Annotated in this window: 15 protein-coding genes and 2 pseudogenes; 7 read left to right on the top strand and 10 right to left on the bottom strand. The window is 59.0% G+C overall.

Translation table 11 applies throughout. The features are described from left to right. Positions 1 to 32: 32 nt before the first annotated feature. The 6 genes from AC0L7L_RS20020 to hutI all read right to left on the bottom strand — a co-directional run bounded on the left by AC0L7L_RS20020 (position 33) and on the right by hutI (position 7,301). Entirely contained in the window at positions 33 to 983 is a 951-nt protein-coding gene (locus AC0L7L_RS20020; protein WP_272213909.1) for an ABC transporter substrate-binding protein, read from the bottom strand. Between the two features lie 146 nt (positions 984 to 1,129). Beyond that, positions 1,130 to 1,936, bottom strand: coding sequence for a class D beta-lactamase (gene blaOXA, locus AC0L7L_RS20015; protein ID WP_473510976.1), 807 nt, complete (start codon positions 1,934 to 1,936; stop codon positions 1,130 to 1,132). A gap of 112 nt (positions 1,937 to 2,048) precedes the next feature. After that, a complete protein-coding gene (gene hutU / locus AC0L7L_RS20010; RefSeq protein WP_473510974.1) occupies positions 2,049 to 3,725 on the bottom strand; it encodes a urocanate hydratase in 1,677 nt (558 codons plus the stop codon). A 14-nt stretch (positions 3,726 to 3,739) separates the two neighbouring features. After that, complete coding sequence (gene hutG, locus AC0L7L_RS20005) at positions 3,740 to 4,540, bottom strand: N-formylglutamate deformylase (protein ID WP_272213907.1); 801 nt, start codon at positions 4,538 to 4,540, stop codon at positions 3,740 to 3,742. Positions 4,541 to 4,557: 17 nt separating this feature from the next. Then, a complete protein-coding gene (gene hutH, locus AC0L7L_RS20000) occupies positions 4,558 to 6,087 on the bottom strand; it encodes a histidine ammonia-lyase (RefSeq protein WP_473510972.1) in 1,530 nt (509 codons plus the stop codon). Further along, positions 6,084 to 7,301 (bottom strand): imidazolonepropionase, encoded by a 1,218-nt coding sequence (gene hutI, locus AC0L7L_RS19995; RefSeq protein WP_272213905.1) that lies wholly within the window; start codon positions 7,299 to 7,301, stop codon positions 6,084 to 6,086. Before hutI ends, hutH begins: the two co-directional genes overlap by 4 nt. Positions 7,302 to 7,389: 88 nt before the next feature. Here hutI and AC0L7L_RS19990 point away from each other — a divergent pair, with 88 nt between their 5' ends. Both AC0L7L_RS19990 and AC0L7L_RS19985 read left to right on the top strand, forming a co-directional pair. Beyond that, positions 7,390 to 8,742, top strand: coding sequence for a formimidoylglutamate deiminase (locus AC0L7L_RS19990; RefSeq protein ID WP_473510970.1), 1,353 nt, complete (start codon positions 7,390 to 7,392; stop codon positions 8,740 to 8,742). Between the two features lie 71 nt (positions 8,743 to 8,813). Next, on the top strand, positions 8,814 to 9,335 hold the full coding sequence (locus AC0L7L_RS19985) for an RNA pyrophosphohydrolase (protein WP_272213903.1): 522 nt from the start codon (positions 8,814 to 8,816) through the stop codon (positions 9,333 to 9,335). Between the two features lie 68 nt (positions 9,336 to 9,403). On the opposite strand, the gene bfr is transcribed toward AC0L7L_RS19985, so the two are convergent. The 4 genes and pseudogenes from bfr to dnaN all read right to left on the bottom strand — a co-directional run bounded on the left by bfr (position 9,404) and on the right by dnaN (position 13,750). Beyond that, positions 9,404 to 9,889: a bacterioferritin gene (gene bfr, locus AC0L7L_RS19980; protein WP_272214321.1), complete on the bottom strand. Its 486-nt coding sequence runs from the start codon at positions 9,887 to 9,889 to the stop codon at positions 9,404 to 9,406. Between the two features lie 724 nt (positions 9,890 to 10,613). After that, positions 10,614 to 11,586 (bottom strand): annotated as a pseudogene (locus AC0L7L_RS19975) (complex I NDUFA9 subunit family protein). Positions 11,587 to 11,839: 253 nt separating this feature from the next. Then, positions 11,840 to 12,550 carry an orotidine-5'-phosphate decarboxylase gene (gene pyrF / locus AC0L7L_RS19970; protein WP_473514018.1) on the bottom strand — a complete coding sequence of 237 codons (711 nt, stop codon included), beginning with the start codon at positions 12,548 to 12,550 and terminating at the stop codon, positions 11,840 to 11,842. Between the two features lie 81 nt (positions 12,551 to 12,631). Next, entirely contained in the window at positions 12,632 to 13,750 is a 1,119-nt protein-coding gene (gene dnaN / locus AC0L7L_RS19965; protein ID WP_272213898.1) for a DNA polymerase III subunit beta, read from the bottom strand. 236 nt (positions 13,751 to 13,986) lie between these two features. Between dnaN and rsmI the strand changes: the two genes are divergently transcribed. The 5 genes and pseudogenes from rsmI to AC0L7L_RS19940 all read left to right on the top strand — a co-directional run bounded on the left by rsmI (position 13,987) and on the right by AC0L7L_RS19940 (position 18,500). After that, complete coding sequence (rsmI, locus tag AC0L7L_RS19960) at positions 13,987 to 14,886, top strand: 16S rRNA (cytidine(1402)-2'-O)-methyltransferase (protein WP_272213896.1); 900 nt, start codon at positions 13,987 to 13,989, stop codon at positions 14,884 to 14,886. Further along, complete coding sequence (locus AC0L7L_RS19955; protein WP_272213895.1) at positions 14,876 to 15,238, top strand: YraN family protein; 363 nt, start codon at positions 14,876 to 14,878, stop codon at positions 15,236 to 15,238. Before rsmI ends, AC0L7L_RS19955 begins: the two co-directional genes overlap by 11 nt. A 155-nt stretch (positions 15,239 to 15,393) precedes the next feature. Then, a complete protein-coding gene (locus tag AC0L7L_RS19950; protein ID WP_272213894.1) occupies positions 15,394 to 16,692 on the top strand; it encodes an extracellular solute-binding protein in 1,299 nt (432 codons plus the stop codon). A 74-nt stretch (positions 16,693 to 16,766) separates the two neighbouring features. Continuing rightward, positions 16,767 to 17,646: pseudogene (locus AC0L7L_RS19945) on the top strand (ABC transporter permease subunit). Between the two features lie 11 nt (positions 17,647 to 17,657). Next, a complete protein-coding gene (locus tag AC0L7L_RS19940) occupies positions 17,658 to 18,500 on the top strand; it encodes an ABC transporter permease subunit (protein ID WP_272213891.1) in 843 nt (280 codons plus the stop codon). Positions 18,501 to 18,503 lie beyond the last annotated feature (3 nt).

Below are 18,503 nucleotides of genomic sequence, written 5' to 3'. Positions count from 1 at the left end.
CCGGTTTCCGGCGGCCCCTGTCTGTCGGATTATCATTTCTGGATATAGGACGGGTCGGCGAGCGTCGACAGGTCCGGGATTTCGCGGATCACGCCGGCGCTTAGCAGAAGCTCGGCGGCATCGGAGGAGAAGTCGTTGAACTCACCGCCGAAGAAGGCGATGGCCGCGTCGCGGTCCTGCCATTCGAGATATTGCGCCGAACCGGCAAACTGTTCTGCCGACTGGTTCACGTCGGCACCCATGATGCCATAGGCTTCTTCCGGGCTTTCGGCGATCATTGCGAGCGCTTCATAGTAGGAATCGGCCAGCGCCTTGGCGGCATCCGGGTTTTCTTCGAGAAAAGCGGGTGTGCAGCCGAACGTGTCCATCACGGCCGGGTAGTCAAGCGTGGTGGCGATGATCTTGCCAGCGTCAGGCGCTTCACGCACCGACGACAGATAGGGCTCATAGGTCATGGCGGCATCGTTCTGGCCGGCGATGAAGGCCTGTGCGGCCGGGCCCGGCTCAAGATTGACGACCTTGACATCATCAAGCGTCATGCCGTTTTCCTTGAGAATCCAAGCGAGATAGAAATACGGCGACGTGCCAGGCGCGGACGCCGCAACCGTCTTGCCCTTCAGGTCCGTGATCTTCTCGATATCGGAGCGGACGACCATGCCGTCGGCGCCGTGGGATTTGTCGAGCTGGAAGATCTGCGTGGTCGGAACACCGGCAGAGGCCCAGACAATCCAGGTTTCAACCGTGGTGGCGGCGCACTGGATGTCACCGGAAGCCAGCGCCAGATGGCGGCTTGCCTGCGGGATCTTGACGAGATCGACATCAAGGCCGTTCTTTTCAAAAATGCCGGCTTCTTTGGCCAGCGTCAGCGGCGCGAAACCGGTCCAGCCGGAAAGCCCGACGGAAACCTCGGTCTCCTGTGCCTGCGCGCCGGTGGTCAAAGCCGTGGCGGCGATTGCAGTTGCTGCAAGCCATTTGAAATTCATGTTGGAACCCCTCTTTTGCACGATTTTAAGCAGTTTTGCTTATTGCCATTCCGATGGGCATATTAGCCAGTTACCCAATATTTTGTCTAGACAAAATATTGGCATTACCATCCGCCAAGCAGAAAGGCACTGACCAGTCGCATCACCTACTCAATTCGCCCTGCCAATTCCGGCCATTCGGAAAAGAACTGTTCCGTTGTCAGAACACCGGGGGACGTTTTCGTGTTTTCACGCGCCTGGGTCAACCGCGCGAAGACCAGCGCCCGTCCATCCTTTTCCGCCCAACCAACATACCAGCCCCAGGCCCGCGCATAATCAAAACTGCGATCCGCGCGGCGGGGGTAGGCAGCGCCGGTTTTTCCGTGAACCATCCAGCCATCGACCGCGCGAAACTCGACGAGTTCACGGGCATGCGTCATCGCATCATCACCCACAGGCAATGCATCGAGAACCAAGGCGCGCAGAAAGCGAACCTGTTCATAGGGCGAGATTTGCAGTGAAGAAGCAATCCATGCGCGGTCAAGTCCGTTATTATAGCCCGGATCGCCGCCAAAATCGGCATTGCCGTAGGCGAACATCTCGGCATAGTCCGTCAGCGCTTCGGCACCAAGCGCATGTGTGATCCGTTGCGAATACCAGACGACGGAATAGCGGATCCAGTCTGCGGGGTCGGTATCACGCCGCCAACGGAAACCACCCCAATCAGGATCGCCTTCACGGAAGGCCAAAACAGGATGATCCGCGTCACGAAGAAACCCGGCATCGTAACCCATCACCGCAAGCGGCAGTTTGAAGGTGGAAGCCGGGGTCACGCGCGTGCGGCAATCGCCCTCCTCCACCAGCACAGCCCCCGTCGTCACGTCGGCAACCATTGTGCAGATCTTCACAGCGCGTGCCAAAGCCGGCGATGTTGCGGCAAAGAAAAGAATGAGCATTAAAGCAAATTGACGCATCTGAACCTTCCCGGCATTCATTGCGAAAAGGCCGCGCGAGAGCACAGCCTTTCATGGTCACGTCAATGCACGGGCCGGATAAAGATGTCAAAGACACCTGACCGTTTCGCGATCAGTTCCCGAGAATGCCCGGCAAGCGCAAACCGTTTTCCTTGGCGCAGTCGATTGCAACGTCGTACCCCGCATCGGCATGGCGCATGACGCCGGTCGCCGGATCATTCCACAGCACCCGGCCAATGCGCCGCGCGGCATCATCCGACCCGTCGCAGCAGATCACCATGCCTGAATGTTGTGAAAAGCCCATGCCAACGCCGCCGCCGTGATGCAGCGACACCCATGTGGCACCTGATGCCGTGTTCAAAAGCGCGTTCAAAAGTGGCCAGTCGGAAACGGCATCCGAGCCATCCTGCATCGATTCCGTCTCGCGGTTCGGCGAGGCAACGGAACCGCTGTCGAGATGATCGCGGCCGATGACAATCGGCGCTTTCAGTTCGCCGCTCTTGACCATTTCATTGAAGGCAAGGCCAAGCCTATGGCGATCACCGAGGCCGACCCAGCAAATCCGCGCGGGGAGGCCCTGGAAATGGATGCGCTCGCGCGCCATGTCGAGCCAGTTGTGCAGGTGATGATTGTCCGGCAGCAGTTCCTTGACCTTCTGGTCGGTCTTGTAGATGTCTTCCGGGTCTCCCGAAAGGGCCGCCCAGCGAAACGGGCCGACGCCACGGCAGAACAGCGGGCGGATATAGGCCGGCACAAAGCCGGGGAAGTCAAAAGCGCGCTCAAGTCCCTCTTCCTTGGCCATCTGGCGGATATTGTTGCCGTAATCGACGGTCGGGATACCCAGATCATAAAAGGCGAGCATGGCCTCGACATGGGTGCGCATCGAGGCCCGAGCAGCCTTCTCAACAGCCTTGGGATCACGCTCCGCCTTTTCGCGCCATTCGCCGAGGCTCCAGCCTGCGGGCAGATAGCCGTTGACCGGATCATGGGCCGAGGTCTGGTCGGTGACGATGTCGGGACGCACACCGCGCTTGACCAGTTCGGGCAACACCTCAGCCGTATTGCCGAGAAGGCCGACGGATTTGGCTTCGCCCGCCTTGGTCCAGGCGTCGATCATCGCCAGTGCTTCGTCCAGCGTTTCGGCCATTTCATCGACATAGCCGGTGCGGATGCGAAAATCGATCCGAGTCGGGTCGCACTCAACGGCAAGGCAGCAAGCCCCGGCCATCACGGCGGCAAGCGGCTGCGCGCCACCCATGCCACCGAGCCCGCCGGTGAGGATCCACTTGCCCTTCAGATCGCCGTTATAATGCTGGCGGCCGGCTTCGACGAAGGTTTCGTAGGTGCCCTGCACGATGCCCTGCGCGCCAATATAGATCCATGAGCCAGCCGTCATCTGGCCGTACATCATCAGCCCCTTCTTATCGAGTTCGTGGAAATGATCCCAGTTTGCCCAATGCGGCACGAGGTTGGAATTGGCGATCAGCACGCGCGGCGCATCGGCATGGGTGCGGAACACGCCGACGGGCTTGCCGGATTGCACCAGCAGCGTCTCGTCCTCTTCCAGCGTCTTCAGCGTCTCGACGATTTTATCGAAATCGCCCCAAGTGCGCGCGGCCCGGCCGATGCCGCCATAGACGACCAGTTCATGCGGCTTTTCCGCGACATCCGGGTCGAGATTGTTCATCAACATTCTGAGCGGTGCTTCGGTGAGCCAGCTCTTGGCGTTGAGTTCCGTGCCGGTGGGCGCATGGATTTCGCGGGCGTTGTGTCGCGGATTGTCAGTCATTTTTGTTCCCTCTTTTACATGCGTGCGGAGAACGACAGGCGTTCAATCCGCTCCAGAATATCCTGCAGGTGGCGTCGAATTTGTGCCGCCTTTTCTTCGTCATAGGCAAAAGGCGGTTCTTCGCTCGCCAGATGCGTGGACTGAGCCAGTTCCATCTGGATGGCGTGGATGCCGGTTTCCGGCTTGCCATAATGTCGCGTGGTCCAGCCGCCCTTGAACCGGCCATTGACGGCGTGGTCATACCCCAGTGCCAGCGAAACGACGCTTGTCACCGCGGCCTCGAACTCCGGCGCGCAGGTGACACCGAGATTGGTGCCGATATTGAAATCGGGCAGCCTGCCTTCAAACAGAAACGGAATATGCGAGCGGATCGAATGGCAGTCATAAAGAATGGCAATGCCGTGTTCCTTGCGCACCCGCTCCAGCTCGGCGGAAAGTGCGGCATGGTAAGGACGATGAAAAGCGTCCACACGGGCGGCGATATCGGCCTCATTGGGGGCCTCGCCGTCGTTCCAGATCGCTGCGCCGTCAAAATCGGTCTCCGGCACCAGGCTTGTGGTGTTCTGGCCTGGATAGAGGCTGACGCCTGCCGGGTCGCGGTTGGCATCGATGACATAGCGGTGAAAGTTCGCCTTCACCATCGTCGCGTCCTCGAGCAGACCATCATAAAGCCGGTCGACATGCCAGTCGGTATCGGCAAGTTTGCGGCCATTGTCATTCAGCCGCTTCTTAATATCTGAGGGCACAAAGGTACCGGTGTGGGGAAGGCCAAGAACCACAGGCGATGTGCCATGCGTGACCGTTACGGGATCCATGATTTCCTCCGTCGTTTTCAAAGGCCCGGAAGCAGGGCCGGATCGACCACGCCGGTCAGAAGGCCATCTTCAACCGCGTGCGTGGCCTTTTCCAGATCACCCGCCATATAGCGGTCATCTTCAAGCGCAGGCACAAGAGCACGGAAGGCAGTAATCACGTCGTTCAGTTGCGGACTGGTCTTGAGCGGCGCGCGCAGCTCCACGCCCTGGACGCTGCAGAGCGCCTCAATGCCGATGATCGCAGCAAGGTTCTCCGTCATCGCCAGCAGCCGCCGGGCACCGTGGCAGGCCATCGACACATGGTCTTCCTGATTGGCGGATGTCGGGGTGGAATCGACCGATGCCGGGTGCGTCATCTGCTTGTTTTCGCTCATCAACGCAGCAGATGTGACCTCGGCAATCATCAACCCGGAATTCAGTCCCGGTTTCTTCGACAGAAATGCTGGCAAACCAAAAGACAGCGCCGGGTCCACCAGAAGTGCGATACGGCGCTGGGCGATGGCGCCAAGCTCGGAGACGGCGATGGCGATCTGGTCAGCAGCAAAGGCGACCGGCTCGGCATGGAAATTGCCGCCGGAAACCACGCTGTCATCGGAAAGCACCAGCGGATTATCAGTCGCCGCATTGGCCTCGATCTCAAGCGTGCGGCCAGCCTGACGCAGAAGATCAAGACAGGCGCCATCGACCTGCGGCTGGCAGCGGATGCAATACGGGTCCTGAACGCGTTCGTCGCCTTCGATATGGGACACACGGATCTCGGAGCCTTCCAGCAGCCCCCGCAGCGTTGCGGCCGCGTCAATCTGGCCCTGATGGCCACGCAGCGTATGGATATCCGGGTGGAAGGGCGCGGGTGAGCCCATCGCCGCATCGGTAGACAGCGCACCGGTGATCAGCGCCGTGTCGGCACAACGCAAGGCACGGAACAGGCCGGCAAGCGCCAGTGCTGTGGAAACCTGCGTGCCATTGATGAGCGCGAGGCCTTCCTTGGCGGCAAGCGTGACCGGCGCAAGCCCTGCCTTTTCAAGGGCAGACCCGCCGGAAAGCCGTTCCCCGTTAAAGTACGCCTCGCCCTCTCCCATCATCACGGCGGCCATATGCGCCAGTGGCGCAAGGTCACCGGAGGCGCCGACAGAGCCCTTTTCCGGGATAACCGGGGTCACACCCTTTTCGATCATGCCCTCGATCAGACGAACGAGTTCGAGCCGCACGCCGGAAGCACCGCGTCCGAGCGAAATCAGCTTCAGCACCATGATCAGGCGGACGATATCCGTGACAAGCGGCGCACCGACCCCGCAACAATGCGACAGGATCAGATTGCGTTGCAGCCTGGCCGTATCGGCGGCATCTATCTTGATGGAGGCAAGCTTTCCGAAGCCGGTATTGATGCCGTAAACCGGCGCATTTCCGGCGGCAATCTCGGCAATACGGGCAGCAGCCTTTTGGATTCCCGCGTCACAGGCAGGGGCAAGCCTGACCGCCATATTGCCACGATAGATTTTTTCCAGCACCGAAAGCGTGACGGAACCGGGTTCAAGAATGATGGTCACAGCCGAACCTCCCGGCCCTCAGCGTAGAGGGCCTTCAGTGGATTGAAGCCGATGCGGTAGACAAGCTCGGCAGGCGCTTCGATATCCCATATGGCGATATCGGCGGCTTTACCGGTTTCAAGCGTACCGGTTTCGTCAGAAAGCCCGAGGGCCGCCGCCGCATGGCAGGTAACGCCCGCAAGGCATTCGGCAACGGTGAGGCCGAACAGTATTGCGCCCATATTCATGGTCAGCAGCAGCGACGTCAGCGGCGAGGTTCCGGGATTGCAATCGGTTGCCAGCGCGATTTTCGCACCTGCCTTCCGGAGCTCTGCCATTGGCGGAAGTTGCGTTTCCTTCAGTGTATAAAACGCGCCGGGCAAAAGAACCGCGACTGAGCCAGCCTTCGCCATCGCTTTCGCGCCCGCCTCATCGAGATATTCGAGATGGTCGGCGGACAGCGCCCCAAAGGAGGCCGCCATTTCCGCGCCGTGGAGATTGGAAAGCTGCTCGGCGTGGAGCTTCACCGGCAAGCCGAGGGCTTTTGCCTTTTCGAACACCGGCTTCAGCTCGTCGGGCGAAAACGCGATACCTTCGCAAAACGCATCGACGGCATCGACGAGACCTTCGCCATGGGCCGCCTCAAGGCCGGGCAGAACCACATCCGCGATATAGTCGCGATTGCGGCCCTTGTATTCCGGTGGCGTTGCGTGGGCGGCCAGATAGGTGGTCTTGATGCGCACCGGACGCAGGCCGGCAAGCCGCTTGGCTGCGCGCAACATTTTCAGCTCGGCCTCTATATTCAGACCATAGCCGGATTTGATTTCGACCGTGGCCACACCTTCGGCAATCAGCGCCTCGAGGCGCGACAGCGCGGCGGCGACCAGCTCATCTTCGGAAAGGGCGTTGGTGGCCGAAACGGTGGAAACGATACCGCCGCCGGCACGGGCGATTTCCTCGTAGGGCACGCCGTCGAGCCGCATTTCGAATTCCTTGGCACGGCTCCCGCCGTAAACAATGTGGGTGTGGCAATCGATCAGCGCAGGCGTCACCAATCTGCCACCGCAGTCGACCGTATCAAACCCGGCATATTCGTCAGGCAGCCCGTCACCCGGCCCCACATAAGCGATCCGCCCGTCACGAACGGCCAGAACACCGGAAACGGGCCCGATGTCGCTGCCGGTCATGGTCGTGATCAGGGCATTGGTGAAAAGCGTGGTCGGCGCTGAACGCATCTCTTTCCCCTTATTGTCTTGGTTGATTATTATGTATATACATAACAAGATAATCGGCAACAGTAAAATTCGAGGCGGGACAGGCAGAATGACATCCGTAATCTTCGCAGAAAACGTGCTGACACCAAGGGGCTGGCGCAAAAACGCACGGCTTTCGATCTCCAAGGGCAGAATCTCAGGCCTTGCATTCGATGCCACGCCCGAGGCCGGGGACGTGCGTCACAACATCATCGTGCCTGCTGTTGCCAATCTCCACTCTCACGCCTTTCAGCGTGCCATGGCAGGCCTAACCGAACGCCGGGGACCGGCAAGCGACAACTTCTGGAGCTGGCGCGAGGTGATGTACCGCTTCACCTTCGCAATCGAGCCGCACGAGGCGGAAGCGATTGCCGCCCAGCTCTATATGGAAATGCTCGAAGCCGGGTTTTGCCGCGTCGGCGAATTTCATTATCTCCATAATGACAAGGACGGTCGCCACTACGGAAACATCGGCGAGATGGCCGAGCGCATCGGCGCGGCCGCCTCCGAAACAGGCATTGGCCTGACGCTGCTGCCGGTGTTTTATGCCCATTCGAATTTTGGGGGCGCAGAACCGAATGACGGTCAGCGCCGTTTCATCCATGATCGCGACAGTTTTGCGCGGTTGATGGAGGTATCTCGACAGATCGTCTCAAAGCTAGATGGCGCGGTTCTCGGTGTCGCCCCGCACTCCCTGCGCGCGGTTACGCCCGAGGAACTCGACTTCGCGGCCAGCCTCACAGACGGGCCTGTGCATATGCACATCGCCGAGCAGACGAAGGAAGTCGATGACTGCCTTAGCTGGAGCGACAAGCGCCCGGTCGAATGGTTGCTGGAAAACACCGGCGTCGACAGCCGCTGGTGCCTGATCCATGCAACCCACATGACTGAGGCAGAAACGGCAGATCTTGCAAAATCCGGCGCGGTTGCAGGGCTTTGCCCGGTCACCGAAGCCAATCTCGGCGACGGCATTTTTCCGGCCGAACGTTTTCTCAAAAACGGTGGGCGGTTCGGCATCGGCTCCGATTCCAACGTGCTGATCGGGCTGTCAGACGAGTTGCGCCAGCTCGAATATGCCCAGCGACTGGGAGACCGCGCCCGCAACGTGATTGCCGAACCCGGCGGCACAACGGGCAGAAAGCTGTTCGAGCGCGCGCTTCAAGGGGGCGCTCAGGCCATGGGTATCAAGGCCGGGATTTTCGAGGGCGCGCCGGCGAGCTTCCTGTCGCTCAACAATAGCGCCGCACCATGGCTTATCGACGATCAGACCCTTGATGGCTTCATCTTTGCCGGCCAGGTGAAACCCGATTGTGTGTGGGTGAACGGCAAGAAACAGGTCGAGGGCGGACATCACGTCAAGCGCGCGGCAATCACATCTCGGTTCCGCGCAGCGATGACGGCACTGATGGCGCGCTCGGCCTGAGTTCCCACCTTTGGCAAGGCGGCGAGACGTGCTAGAGCATTTCCTGTGAACACCGGATCACAGGAGCCAAAATGCCTGACACCCGCCCCAAAGCCCACGACCTTCCCTACCGTCCGAATGTCGGCGTGATGATCCTGAACCGCGAAGGCCAGGTCTGGCTTGGCCGAAGGCTTTCGGAAGGCAACTCGGAATCCGACGGTTCGCCGCAACTCTGGCAAATGCCGCAGGGCGGCATCGACCCCGGCGAGACGCCGCTTGCGGCAGCCAAACGCGAGCTTTACGAGGAAACCGGCATGAAGACGGTGGAGATGCTCGGCCGGTCAGAAGGTTGGATCAACTATGACCTGCCCGAACATCTGATTGGTATCGGTCTGCGCGGGCGCTATCGCGGCCAGACCCAGCGCTGGTTCGCATTTCGTTTTCTGGGTAATGACAGCGAAATCGCCATCAAACCGCCGCCGGACGGCCACGAGCAGGAATTCGACGCCTGGCAATGGACCGATATCGATGAACTCCCCGGCCTGATCGTGGAATTCAAACGCGCTGTCTACGATCAGGTGGTTAGCGAATTCCGGCACTTCGCCCAAAACTGAGGCCCGGTGGAAATGAAAAAAGCCCGGACACCAGGGCCCGGGCTTTCTCAAATCAGTTGCGTGCTCTTTTATTCGGCTTCATCGGAGGCGCCGGCATTCAGCTGGGCGTATTTCTTCTCGCCGAGCGATTCCAGCAGCTCAAGCTGGGTTTCGAGGAAGTCGATATGGCCTTCTTCGTCGATCATCAGCTCTTCGAACAATTTCATGCTGACGTAATCACCAGCTTCGTGACAGATGTCGCGAGATTCCTTGTAGGAATTGCGCGCTTCATATTCACCGGCGAGGTCACCTTCGAGCACTTCCTTGACCGTCTGACCAATGCGCAGCGGCGCGACCGTCTGGAGGTTGGGATGGCCCTCGAGGAAGATGATACGGTCGGTGAGCTTGTCGGCGTGCTGCATCTCTTCGATGGACTCGGCACGCTCTTTGGACGCCAGCTTGGTCAGGCCCCAGTCTTGCAGAAGACGGTAGTGCAGCCAGTACTGGTTTACAGCACCGAGCTCAAGAAACAGTGCTTCGTTCAGCCGCTCGATTACTTTTTTGTCGCCTTTCAACGTCCGTTCTCCTTTTTCTTCCTGGAACTTTTTCAGGCGGCTCAAAAAATCACAAAACTCGGCCCCGGTCGAGTCGCGATTGATGTGATACTGCTCGGAGGTACGCACGATGATGTCGATGACGTTGGGAAAGCAGCCGCAACAGCGGCCACGCTTCTGCATTCGATTATAAACCGTGCCCGGCACGATAACGCGCCAGCAGTCCTCATCGAGGAGTTCGGTTACAACCGCCTCGATCTCTTTTTCGGTTACGAAATTGCAACTGCAAACAAGCATGCGCTCTCACCATTGACCTTCGTCAGCGATATTTCTTCCTTTTTGCGAAAGGAGAGGCCAGTTGTCAAGATTAAACGCTACGACGACCGTTCACATCGTATTGAAGCATTTGCCACGCGTTGCGGCCTGCCTACCTGATGGATGCCATAGCGCAAGGATCGACGCCGTAGGCGGGAGCACATCCCGCCTTGCTCGCCGCAATGCTGCCCGGAGCGGCCATAGAAGCCGCCATAATCATCAAAGCCGCGCCCGCAAACAGAACAGCGATTGACTTACCCATTTTCAAAGACACCTTGTTTCAGTAGGTCAGGCAAGGTCATCATCCCGATGATCCTACAATAATTGGTAAAGACGTAAGGCATGTGACGGGTTCCATTCGGCCGCGCTTTTTCACGCAAACACGAGCATGGCGCATGCGCGAACTCGGCATGAAACCCGGATTTATCGGTCAGGCAGCTCGCCCGAACTGACCGTGCTGACGGTATTGAACGAGATAGGTCGGCAAAATTGCATCAAGCTGTGCGGGACGAGATGCCGAGCCCGGCAAGTGTGCGACCGTCAGCTTCAGCTTCCTCGGAGACGACATTGTCGGTTTTCAGAAGCTTGACCTGGTCGGCCGTCAACGGCGGTGCAATCAGCGGGATCGCGCCGGCCACACTACCGAAAAGCGCTGCAAGACCAAAAGGCAACGACACGAGGCCGCGCTTGCGACCGGTGACCTTCAGCACCTCTTCGAGACATTCGCGAAAGCTCAGCACATCGCGACCGCCAAGCTCGTAGACCTTGCCGCCATCAACCTTGCCGTCGACGGAGCGCGCGATAACCTCAGCAACATCGCCGACATAGACCGGCTGGAACTTCGTCTTACCGCCGCCAATCAAGGGCAGCACCGGTGAGATCAGCGACATCTTGCCGAACTTGTTGAAGAAATCGTCCTCCGGCCCGAACACGATCGAGGGGCGCACGATCACGGCATCGGGCACGATTTCCCGGACGGAAGCCTCGGCCTCGGCCTTGGAGCGGGCATAATGCGACTTACTGTCGCTGGAGGCGCCGATTGCCGACACATGGGTGAGTTTGGCGCCCGCATCGCGCGCGGCTTCGGCGACCAGGCGCGCGCCTTCGGTCTGAACCGCATCGAAACCGTTCTTGCCGCTTTCAAACAGAATGCCAACGCAGTTGACGACATGGTCGGCGCCTTCGACGGCGCTCCGCACCGAGTCGGGGTAGCGTAGGTTGGACTGGAAGAAGGTGATCTGCCCGACATTGCCCAGCGGCTGCAGGAACAGCGCCAGATCAGGCCTGCGTACGGCAACGCGAATGCGATAGCCCCTTTTGGCCAGTGCGCGGACTACATACCGCCCGACAAAACCCGATCCGCCGAAGACCGTGACCAGCGGGGGAATGTTCGATAGCGTCATGCCTAGCTCCTGAGATCGTCGAAAGCCGAATTAATTTACAAAGTGCAATAGCCCAAACCGGGCGCAAGGTGAAGGGTCAAGCTGACGCAGTTTACCCGGCATCACCAGCCCGCGACCAAATTCCCGCCTCGCGTGTCGAAAGTGACACATAGCGCGACTTGAGCGTCGGGCGAAAAAGTGGAAACCGGTTTTTCGCCCGACGCGGCAAAGGAAAAATAGAGCGTCAGGCGATTTAAACTAAACACCTGATGCTCTACGCAGGCTGGTCCGTCGAAATAACGCTCTCGATTTCCGCGACAATGGCATCAGCAGCAGCCTTCGGGTCTTCCGCCTTGATGATCGGACGGGCAACAACGATATGCGAGGCACCGGCCGCAATCGCAAGTGCCGGCGTCATCACCCGCTTCTGATCATCGGAAGACGAACCCGCCGGCCTGATGCCCGGTGTCACGATCGCCTTTTCCGGACCGACGATATTGCGCACCAGCCTTGCTTCCGCAGCCGAGCAGACAATGCCGCCCATACCGGCTGCCGCCGCCTGTTCAGCCCGGCGTTTCACAAGCGCCTGAGCATCACCCGGATAACCGGCCTCGGCAAGGTCACCATCGTCCATCGAGGTCAGGACAGTCACACCGAGAAGGCAGAGCCCGGACCCTTCAGCCGCCCCGACCGCTGCGCGCATCGCCTTGGGATACGCATGCAGCGTCAGCATGGACATGCCCATCTTGGCGATATTCTCGACGCCCTTGGCAACTGTGTTGTCGATATCGAGCAGTTTCATATCCAGAAAGATCTGCTTGCCGCCGGCAGCCAGTTCGCGCGCAAAGGAAAGCCCGCCGGCAAAGGCCAGCTGATAACCGATCTTGTAGAAGGATACGCTGTCACCGAGCCGCGCGACCATGCGCGAAGCTTCGTCCACGGTCGGTACGTCCAGTCCCACGATCAAGCGTTCACGTGCGCCCATGCCACTGCCCTCTCTCTTTGCAGCCATTTTCCGCGGTTCAAATCGCACAAAAGCCGCCCGATGAAAAGGGCAAGGGCCGCCCTAGACCCGCATCGGCATCAGCACGTAGAGCGCGTTTTCGGTGTCGGTGTCCCTTACCAGGGTCGGCGATCCGGCATCGGCAAACAGGAAGATCGCCTCGTCCCCGGTGAGTTGTGCGGTAATATCGAGCAGATATTTCGCATTGAAGCCGATATCCATCGCCTCGCTGTCATAACCGACGGCAATCTCGTCGGTGGCGCTGCCCGAATCGGGGTTGTTGACCGTCAGTGTCAACTGCCCTTCGGCAAGCGACAGCTTGACGGCGCGCCCGCGCTCCGACGAGACGGTCGAAACACGGTCAACCGCCTTGGCGAAGGCGCCGCACTCGATCCGCATCTCGCGGTCGTTATTAGCCGGGATCACGCGCTGGTAGTCCGGGAAGGTGCCGTCGATCAGCTTGGAGGTGATAACCACCGAACCGATAGTGAAACGCATCTTGGCATCCGAGACTTCCACGGCGACAATGATTTCGGGATCATCGAGAAGCTTCTGCAACTCGCCGACTGTCTTGCGCGGAATGATCACACCCGGCATGTTTTCGCAGCCGGACGGCGCATCGATTTCGGCGCGCGCCAAACGGTGACCATCGGTCGCAACCGCGCGCAGCTTCAGGTCGGATCCTTCAGCCATGGCGTGGAAGTAGATGCCGTTCAGATAGTAACGGGTCTCCTCCGTCGAAATCGCGAACTGCGTGCGGTCAATCAGCATTTTCAGATCGGCGGCCTTCAGTTTGAAGGCATGGCTGAACGTGCCAGCCGTCAGGTCAGGAAAATCCTCCTGCGGCAGGCACTGCAGCGAGAATTTCGACTTGCCGGAGGCAACGGAAATCGTCTGGCCGTCGGCGGCTGTTGCAAGCGAAACTTCCGATCCATCGGAAAGCTTGCGGACGATCTCATAGAGAAGATGCGCCGGAACGGTGGTCGCGCCCGCCTGCTCGACCATGGCCGGAGCCTTCTCTGTGATCTCCAGATCAAGGTCGGTCGCCTTCATCTCCAGGTCGGCGCCCTCGGCCTTCAGCAGGACATTGGAAAGAATCGGGATGGTGTTGCGGCGCTCGACCACGCGATGAACATGGTTCAGGGATTTCAGCAGATTGGATCTTTCGAGCGTGATACGCATGACTTTCGCTTTCACTCTTTCGCACGTGTCAAAGGCCGGACGGCAGTCGAACAGTGCCAGCGTCCGAAAAGGCCGCAGGCGGGGAGATAAAATGACAGCAATTCAGCGTCGAATGCAAGGCCCGGCATCAAGGCTTCACCTATATTCGTCTCATGCCAGGCCGACGGGGATGCCGCCCCTTGTCGCAGCATCAAGGCCATGTTCAAAGAGGAAAAGGCAATCGCGGGATCAAAAGCATGGTTGAAGGCGACAGCAATCGATTTGAAATCGCGGGGCACTCGATCGAGGCCCGTCCGCTTTCGCCCGGTCTCTACCTGGTCGCCACCCCGATCGGCAATCTCGGCGACATCACGGTGCGCGCGCTTGAAACCCTTGCGGGCGCGGATATTCTCGCCTGTGAAGACACCCGCGTCACCCGCAAGCTGCTCGACCGTTTCGCGATCCGCAAACGCCCCTACGCCTATCACGAACACAATGCGGAAAAGGCCGGCGAACATCTACTGGCGGCGCTGAGGGACAGCAAAAGCGTCGCGCTCGTCTCCGATGCCGGCACACCGCTGGTCTCAGATCCCGGCTACAGGCTTGCAAGGGCGGCGATCACGGAGAATATCAAGGTCGTGCCGATTCCCGGCGCTTCGGCACCGCTGGCAGCCCTTGTCGGCGCGGGCCTTCCCAATGACGCCTTCCTGTTCGCCGGCTTTCTGTCACACAAGGACAAGGGGCGCCGCGACCGCCTTCAGGAACTGGCGCATATCCCCGCAACGCTGATTTTCTTCGAATCACCCCACCGCATCGGGGCGACACTTGAGGCGGCGAGCTCGGTTCTGGGCGAAAGCCGCCAGGCTGCCGTCTGCCGAGAGTTGACCAAGACCTACGAGGAATTCCGGCGCGGTACGCTTGGCGAACTCGCCGAGGCCTACCGCGAGGCAGAGGTGAAAGGCGAGATCGTGCTCGTCATCGGACCGCCGCCCGCGCCGGAAGCACCGGGTGCGGACGATGTCGACGCGCTTTTGAAGCTGCTCGTCGCCGATATGCCGGCGGCCAAGGCGGCCGCACAAGCCGCAAAAGAGACCGGACTACCGCGCAAGGACCTCTACCAGCGACTTCTTGCCATAAAGGACGGCGATGGAGCGTGAGACCGAAACAAGGCGCAAGGCTGAACGCCGCGGACGGCGTGCCGAAAGTCTTGCCGTTTTATACCTGCGCCTCCAAGGTTACCGGATCCTCGCCACACGCTTCAAATGCCATGCTGGCGAGATCGACATCATCGCCCGCAAGAGTGCGCTGGCAGTGTTCGTGGAGGTCAAGGCCCGCAAAAGCGAGCAGATCGCTATCGACGCGGTTACCGCGACAGCGCAGCGTCGAATTCGCGCGGCCTCCGATGTCTGGCTTGCACGGCAGGCCGAGGCCCACCTCATCTCGCAACGCTATGATATTCTCGCCTGCCTGCCGTTCCGTCTGCCCCGGCACTTTCCGGATGCGTTCTGACGATACGAACATTGAAAATGCGCAATTGAAAAGGCAGTCGCGTTCAGTTTTATAAATTTGAAACAAATCCTTCGTTCAGACGTCACGCTGGCGCGGTACCCCGCTTCCATCATCTTCCACGATGATTTCTCATATTCTGAACGGGGACTTTCATTATGAAGAAATTTGTTCTGGCCGCGCTGACTGTCGGCCTTTCGACCTCGACCGCATTCGCGGCCACCGACATCACCTGGTGGCACGGCATGGGCGGCAACAACCAGGCCGTCATCAACGAGATTTCCAAGCGCTTCAACGAAAGCCAGGACACCTGCAACCTGACGCCGGTTTCCAAGGGCACCTATGAAGAAGCACTGGCTTCCGGTATCGCCGCATTCCGTTCTGGCGAACAACCGAACATCCTGCAGGTATTCGACGCGGGCGCAGCAACGATCATGAATGCCAAGGGCGCTGCGATCGCCGCAGAAGACCTGATCAACAACGCCGGTTACGATTTCAACCGCGAAGACTTCATCGAAGGCGTACGCTATTTCTACGCAGACAGCGACGGCAAGTTCGTCGGCATGCCGTTCAATTCGTCGGCACCGATCATGTACATCAACACCGAAGCCTTCGAAAAGGCCGGTGTCGAGCCGCCGAAGACGTGGGAAGAGTTCGAGCAAATCGCGCCCGCGCTCAAGGATGCCGGCTACACGCCGCTCGTCCAGTCGCAGCTGACCTGGGAAATGACCGAGAACTTCTTCTCGCGCAACAATCTTCAGTTCGCCACCAACAATAATGGTTATGACAGCGTCGACGGCACCGAAATTCTCGTCAACACGCCTGAGCATGTCATGATGTATGACAAACTCAAAGACTGGTACGACAACGGCTACTTCGGTTACTACGGTGCCGGCTGGTCCGATAACCAGAAGCCGTTCGAAGAAGACAAGGTTGCCCTTTGGGTCGGTTCTTCGGGCTCCTTCGGCGGTCTGCAGAAGTCAGCCCAGATGCCATTCTCGGCTACTTTCCTTCCCTACTGGGAAGCAATCGAAGGCGCCGGTACCAACTCCTTCATCGGCGGCGCGGCCCTCTTCGCACTCTCCGGCAAGGATGATGCCCAGAACCAGTGCACCGCCGACTTCTTCCAGTTCCTGACCTCGCCGGAAATCCAGTACTTCTGGCACCAGTCGACGGGTTATGTTCCGGTCACCACCGCCGCTTACGAACTGGCCAAGGAAGATGGCTGGTATGAAAAGCAGCCGGTTGCCGAAGTTGGCATCAAGCAGCTTTCTCTGCCGGGTGGCGAATGGTCGAAGGGCTATCGCATGGGCTTTTACCCGCAGATCCGCGAAGTCATGGAACGTGAATACAACAAGATCTTCGCCGGCGAGACCTCCGTTGAAGATGCAATGAACACGATCCAGAAAGAAGGTAACGCCCTTCTCGGTCGCTTCGCCAAAACGGCTTCCAACTGATCTTCAACGATCGATCAGACATCTTCGGTCCGGGGGCATAAAGCCCCCGGACTTTGCCATATCGGAAAGTTGCCATGAAGCGCGTTCAGTTTTCATCGCCCCTGCTGCCCTATCTTTTCGTGTTGCCGCAGATGGCGATCATCGTGATCTTTTTACTGGCCGTCGGTGCAGGCGGTCCAGTCATCGTTCTATCTCGAAGACCCGTTCGGTTTCAGCGCCACCTTCGTCGGCTTCGACAATTACATCGATGCCCTGACATCGGATTATTATCTCCATGTCGCCAAGTTCACCCTGATCTTCACGATCCTGGTGACCTTCTTCTCGCTTGCGCTTGGCCTGCTTCTGGCCGCCAAGGCCGATGATGTCATTCGCGGTTCGAGCAGCTACAAGACGCTGCTGATCTCGGTCTATGCCATTGCACCGCCGGTGGCAGGGCTTATCGGCATGATGTTCTTCGATCAGCATATCGGCCCGTTCGTCAAAATGGCGGCCTGGTTCGGCTGGGACATGAAGGTGGGCATCAATTATTTCGACACCGCCTTTGCGATGATCACCGTCGCCGTGTGGAAACAGATCCCCTATAATTTCATCTTCATTCTCTCAGGCTTGCAGTCGATCCCGGTTTCCGTGCGCGAGGCAGCTGCGATCGACAACCGGTCGCGCTTTGGCCGGTTCTGGACTGTGACGCTGCCGCTTCTGGCGCCAACGGCCTTCTTTCTCCTGATCATCAACATGACCTATTCGCTGTTTGATACCTTCGGCATCATCGATGTGATCGTGAAGGACAAGGCCGCCAACAACCCGATCACGCTGGTCTACAAGGTCTATATGGACGGCTTCCGCGGCAATGACATCGGCGGCTCGGCTGCGCAATCGGTGATCCTGATGCTGATCGTGCTGGTTCTCACCTTCTTCCAGTTCCGCTTCATCGAGCGGCGTGTGCACTACAACTGAGGAGGGGCACAATGCACAAGACAACCTTTTCCGACCATCTCATCCTGCTCTTCGGCGTTTTCATCATGGTCGGTCCGATCTTTGTGGCTTTCATGACGTCGACCCACGACGCAATAGATGTCCACATGAAGGGCCTGCAGGTGGCCTGGGGCGACGATTTTGTCGACACCTACAAGGAAGTCCTGACCAAAAAGGGTGGCTTTACCGGTGACGTGACAGGCGCACGGATGGTGATGAACTCCTTCATCCTCGGCATCGGCTTTGCCGTCGGCAAGATCGTGCTTTCGATGCTGGCAGCCTATGGTCTGGTCTATTTCCGCTCGCGGTTTTCGACGCTGTTCTTCTGGATGATTTTCACCACCCTGCTTTTGCCGCTCGAAGTGCGCATCCTGCCATCCTATGACGTGATGACCAAACTTGGTCTGGTCAACACCTATACCGGGCTGATCGTCCCGCTTCTGGCGTCGGCCACTGGCACATTCTTCTTCCGCCAGTTCTTCAAGTCGGTGCCTGACGAACTTTTGGAAGCCGCCCGCATTGATGGTGCCGGCCCGTTCAAATTCTTCATCGACATTCTTGTACCGCTGTCAAAAACGATGATCGCGGCGATCTTCATCATCATGTTCGTCTATGGCTGGAACCAGTATCTGTGGCCGATGATCATGACCAATGAGGAAAGCTTCTACACGCTGGTGCGTGGCATCAAGCAGATCCTCCTCGTGTGGGTCGGAAGCCAGATCCCCGAATATAATCAGGCCTTCGCGCTGGCGGTGCTCGCCATGCTGCCGCCCGTTCTGATCGTGGTGATCTTCCAGAGCTGGTTCATCAAGGGCCTGACGGAAAGCGACAAATAGGAA

This window comes from Martelella sp. K41-7 (genome assembly GCF_055808365.1).
This window is presented reverse-complemented; position numbering and strand designations above follow the sequence as displayed.

Bases quoted from the DNA above. Each gene is read 5' to 3' on its own strand.
- AC0L7L_RS20020 (WP_272213909.1), bottom strand. From the start codon at position 983: ATGAATTTCAAATGGCTTGCAGCAACTGCAATCGCCGCCACGGCTTTG.
- blaOXA (WP_473510976.1), bottom strand. From the start codon at position 1,936: ATGCGTCAATTTGCTTTAATGCTCATTCTTTTCTTTGCCGCAACATCG.
- hutU (WP_473510974.1), bottom strand. From the start codon at position 3,725: ATGACTGACAATCCGCGACACAACGCCCGCGAAATCCATGCGCCCACC.
- hutG (WP_272213907.1), bottom strand. From the start codon at position 4,540: ATGGATCCCGTAACGGTCACGCATGGCACATCGCCTGTGGTTCTTGGC.
- hutI (WP_272213905.1), bottom strand. From the start codon at position 7,301: ATGCGTTCAGCGCCGACCACGCTTTTCACCAATGCCCTGATCACGACC.
- AC0L7L_RS19990 (WP_473510970.1), top strand. From the start codon at position 7,390: ATGACATCCGTAATCTTCGCAGAAAACGTGCTGACACCAAGGGGCTGG.
- AC0L7L_RS19985 (WP_272213903.1), top strand. From the start codon at position 8,814: ATGCCTGACACCCGCCCCAAAGCCCACGACCTTCCCTACCGTCCGAAT.
- pyrF (WP_473514018.1), bottom strand. From the start codon at position 12,550: ATGGGCGCACGTGAACGCTTGATCGTGGGACTGGACGTACCGACCGTG.
- dnaN (WP_272213898.1), bottom strand. From the start codon at position 13,750: ATGCGTATCACGCTCGAAAGATCCAATCTGCTGAAATCCCTGAACCAT.
- rsmI (WP_272213896.1), top strand. From the start codon at position 13,987: ATGGTTGAAGGCGACAGCAATCGATTTGAAATCGCGGGGCACTCGATC.
- AC0L7L_RS19955 (WP_272213895.1), top strand. From the start codon at position 14,876: ATGGAGCGTGAGACCGAAACAAGGCGCAAGGCTGAACGCCGCGGACGG.
- AC0L7L_RS19950 (WP_272213894.1), top strand. From the start codon at position 15,394: ATGAAGAAATTTGTTCTGGCCGCGCTGACTGTCGGCCTTTCGACCTCG.
- AC0L7L_RS19940 (WP_272213891.1), top strand. From the start codon at position 17,658: ATGCACAAGACAACCTTTTCCGACCATCTCATCCTGCTCTTCGGCGTT.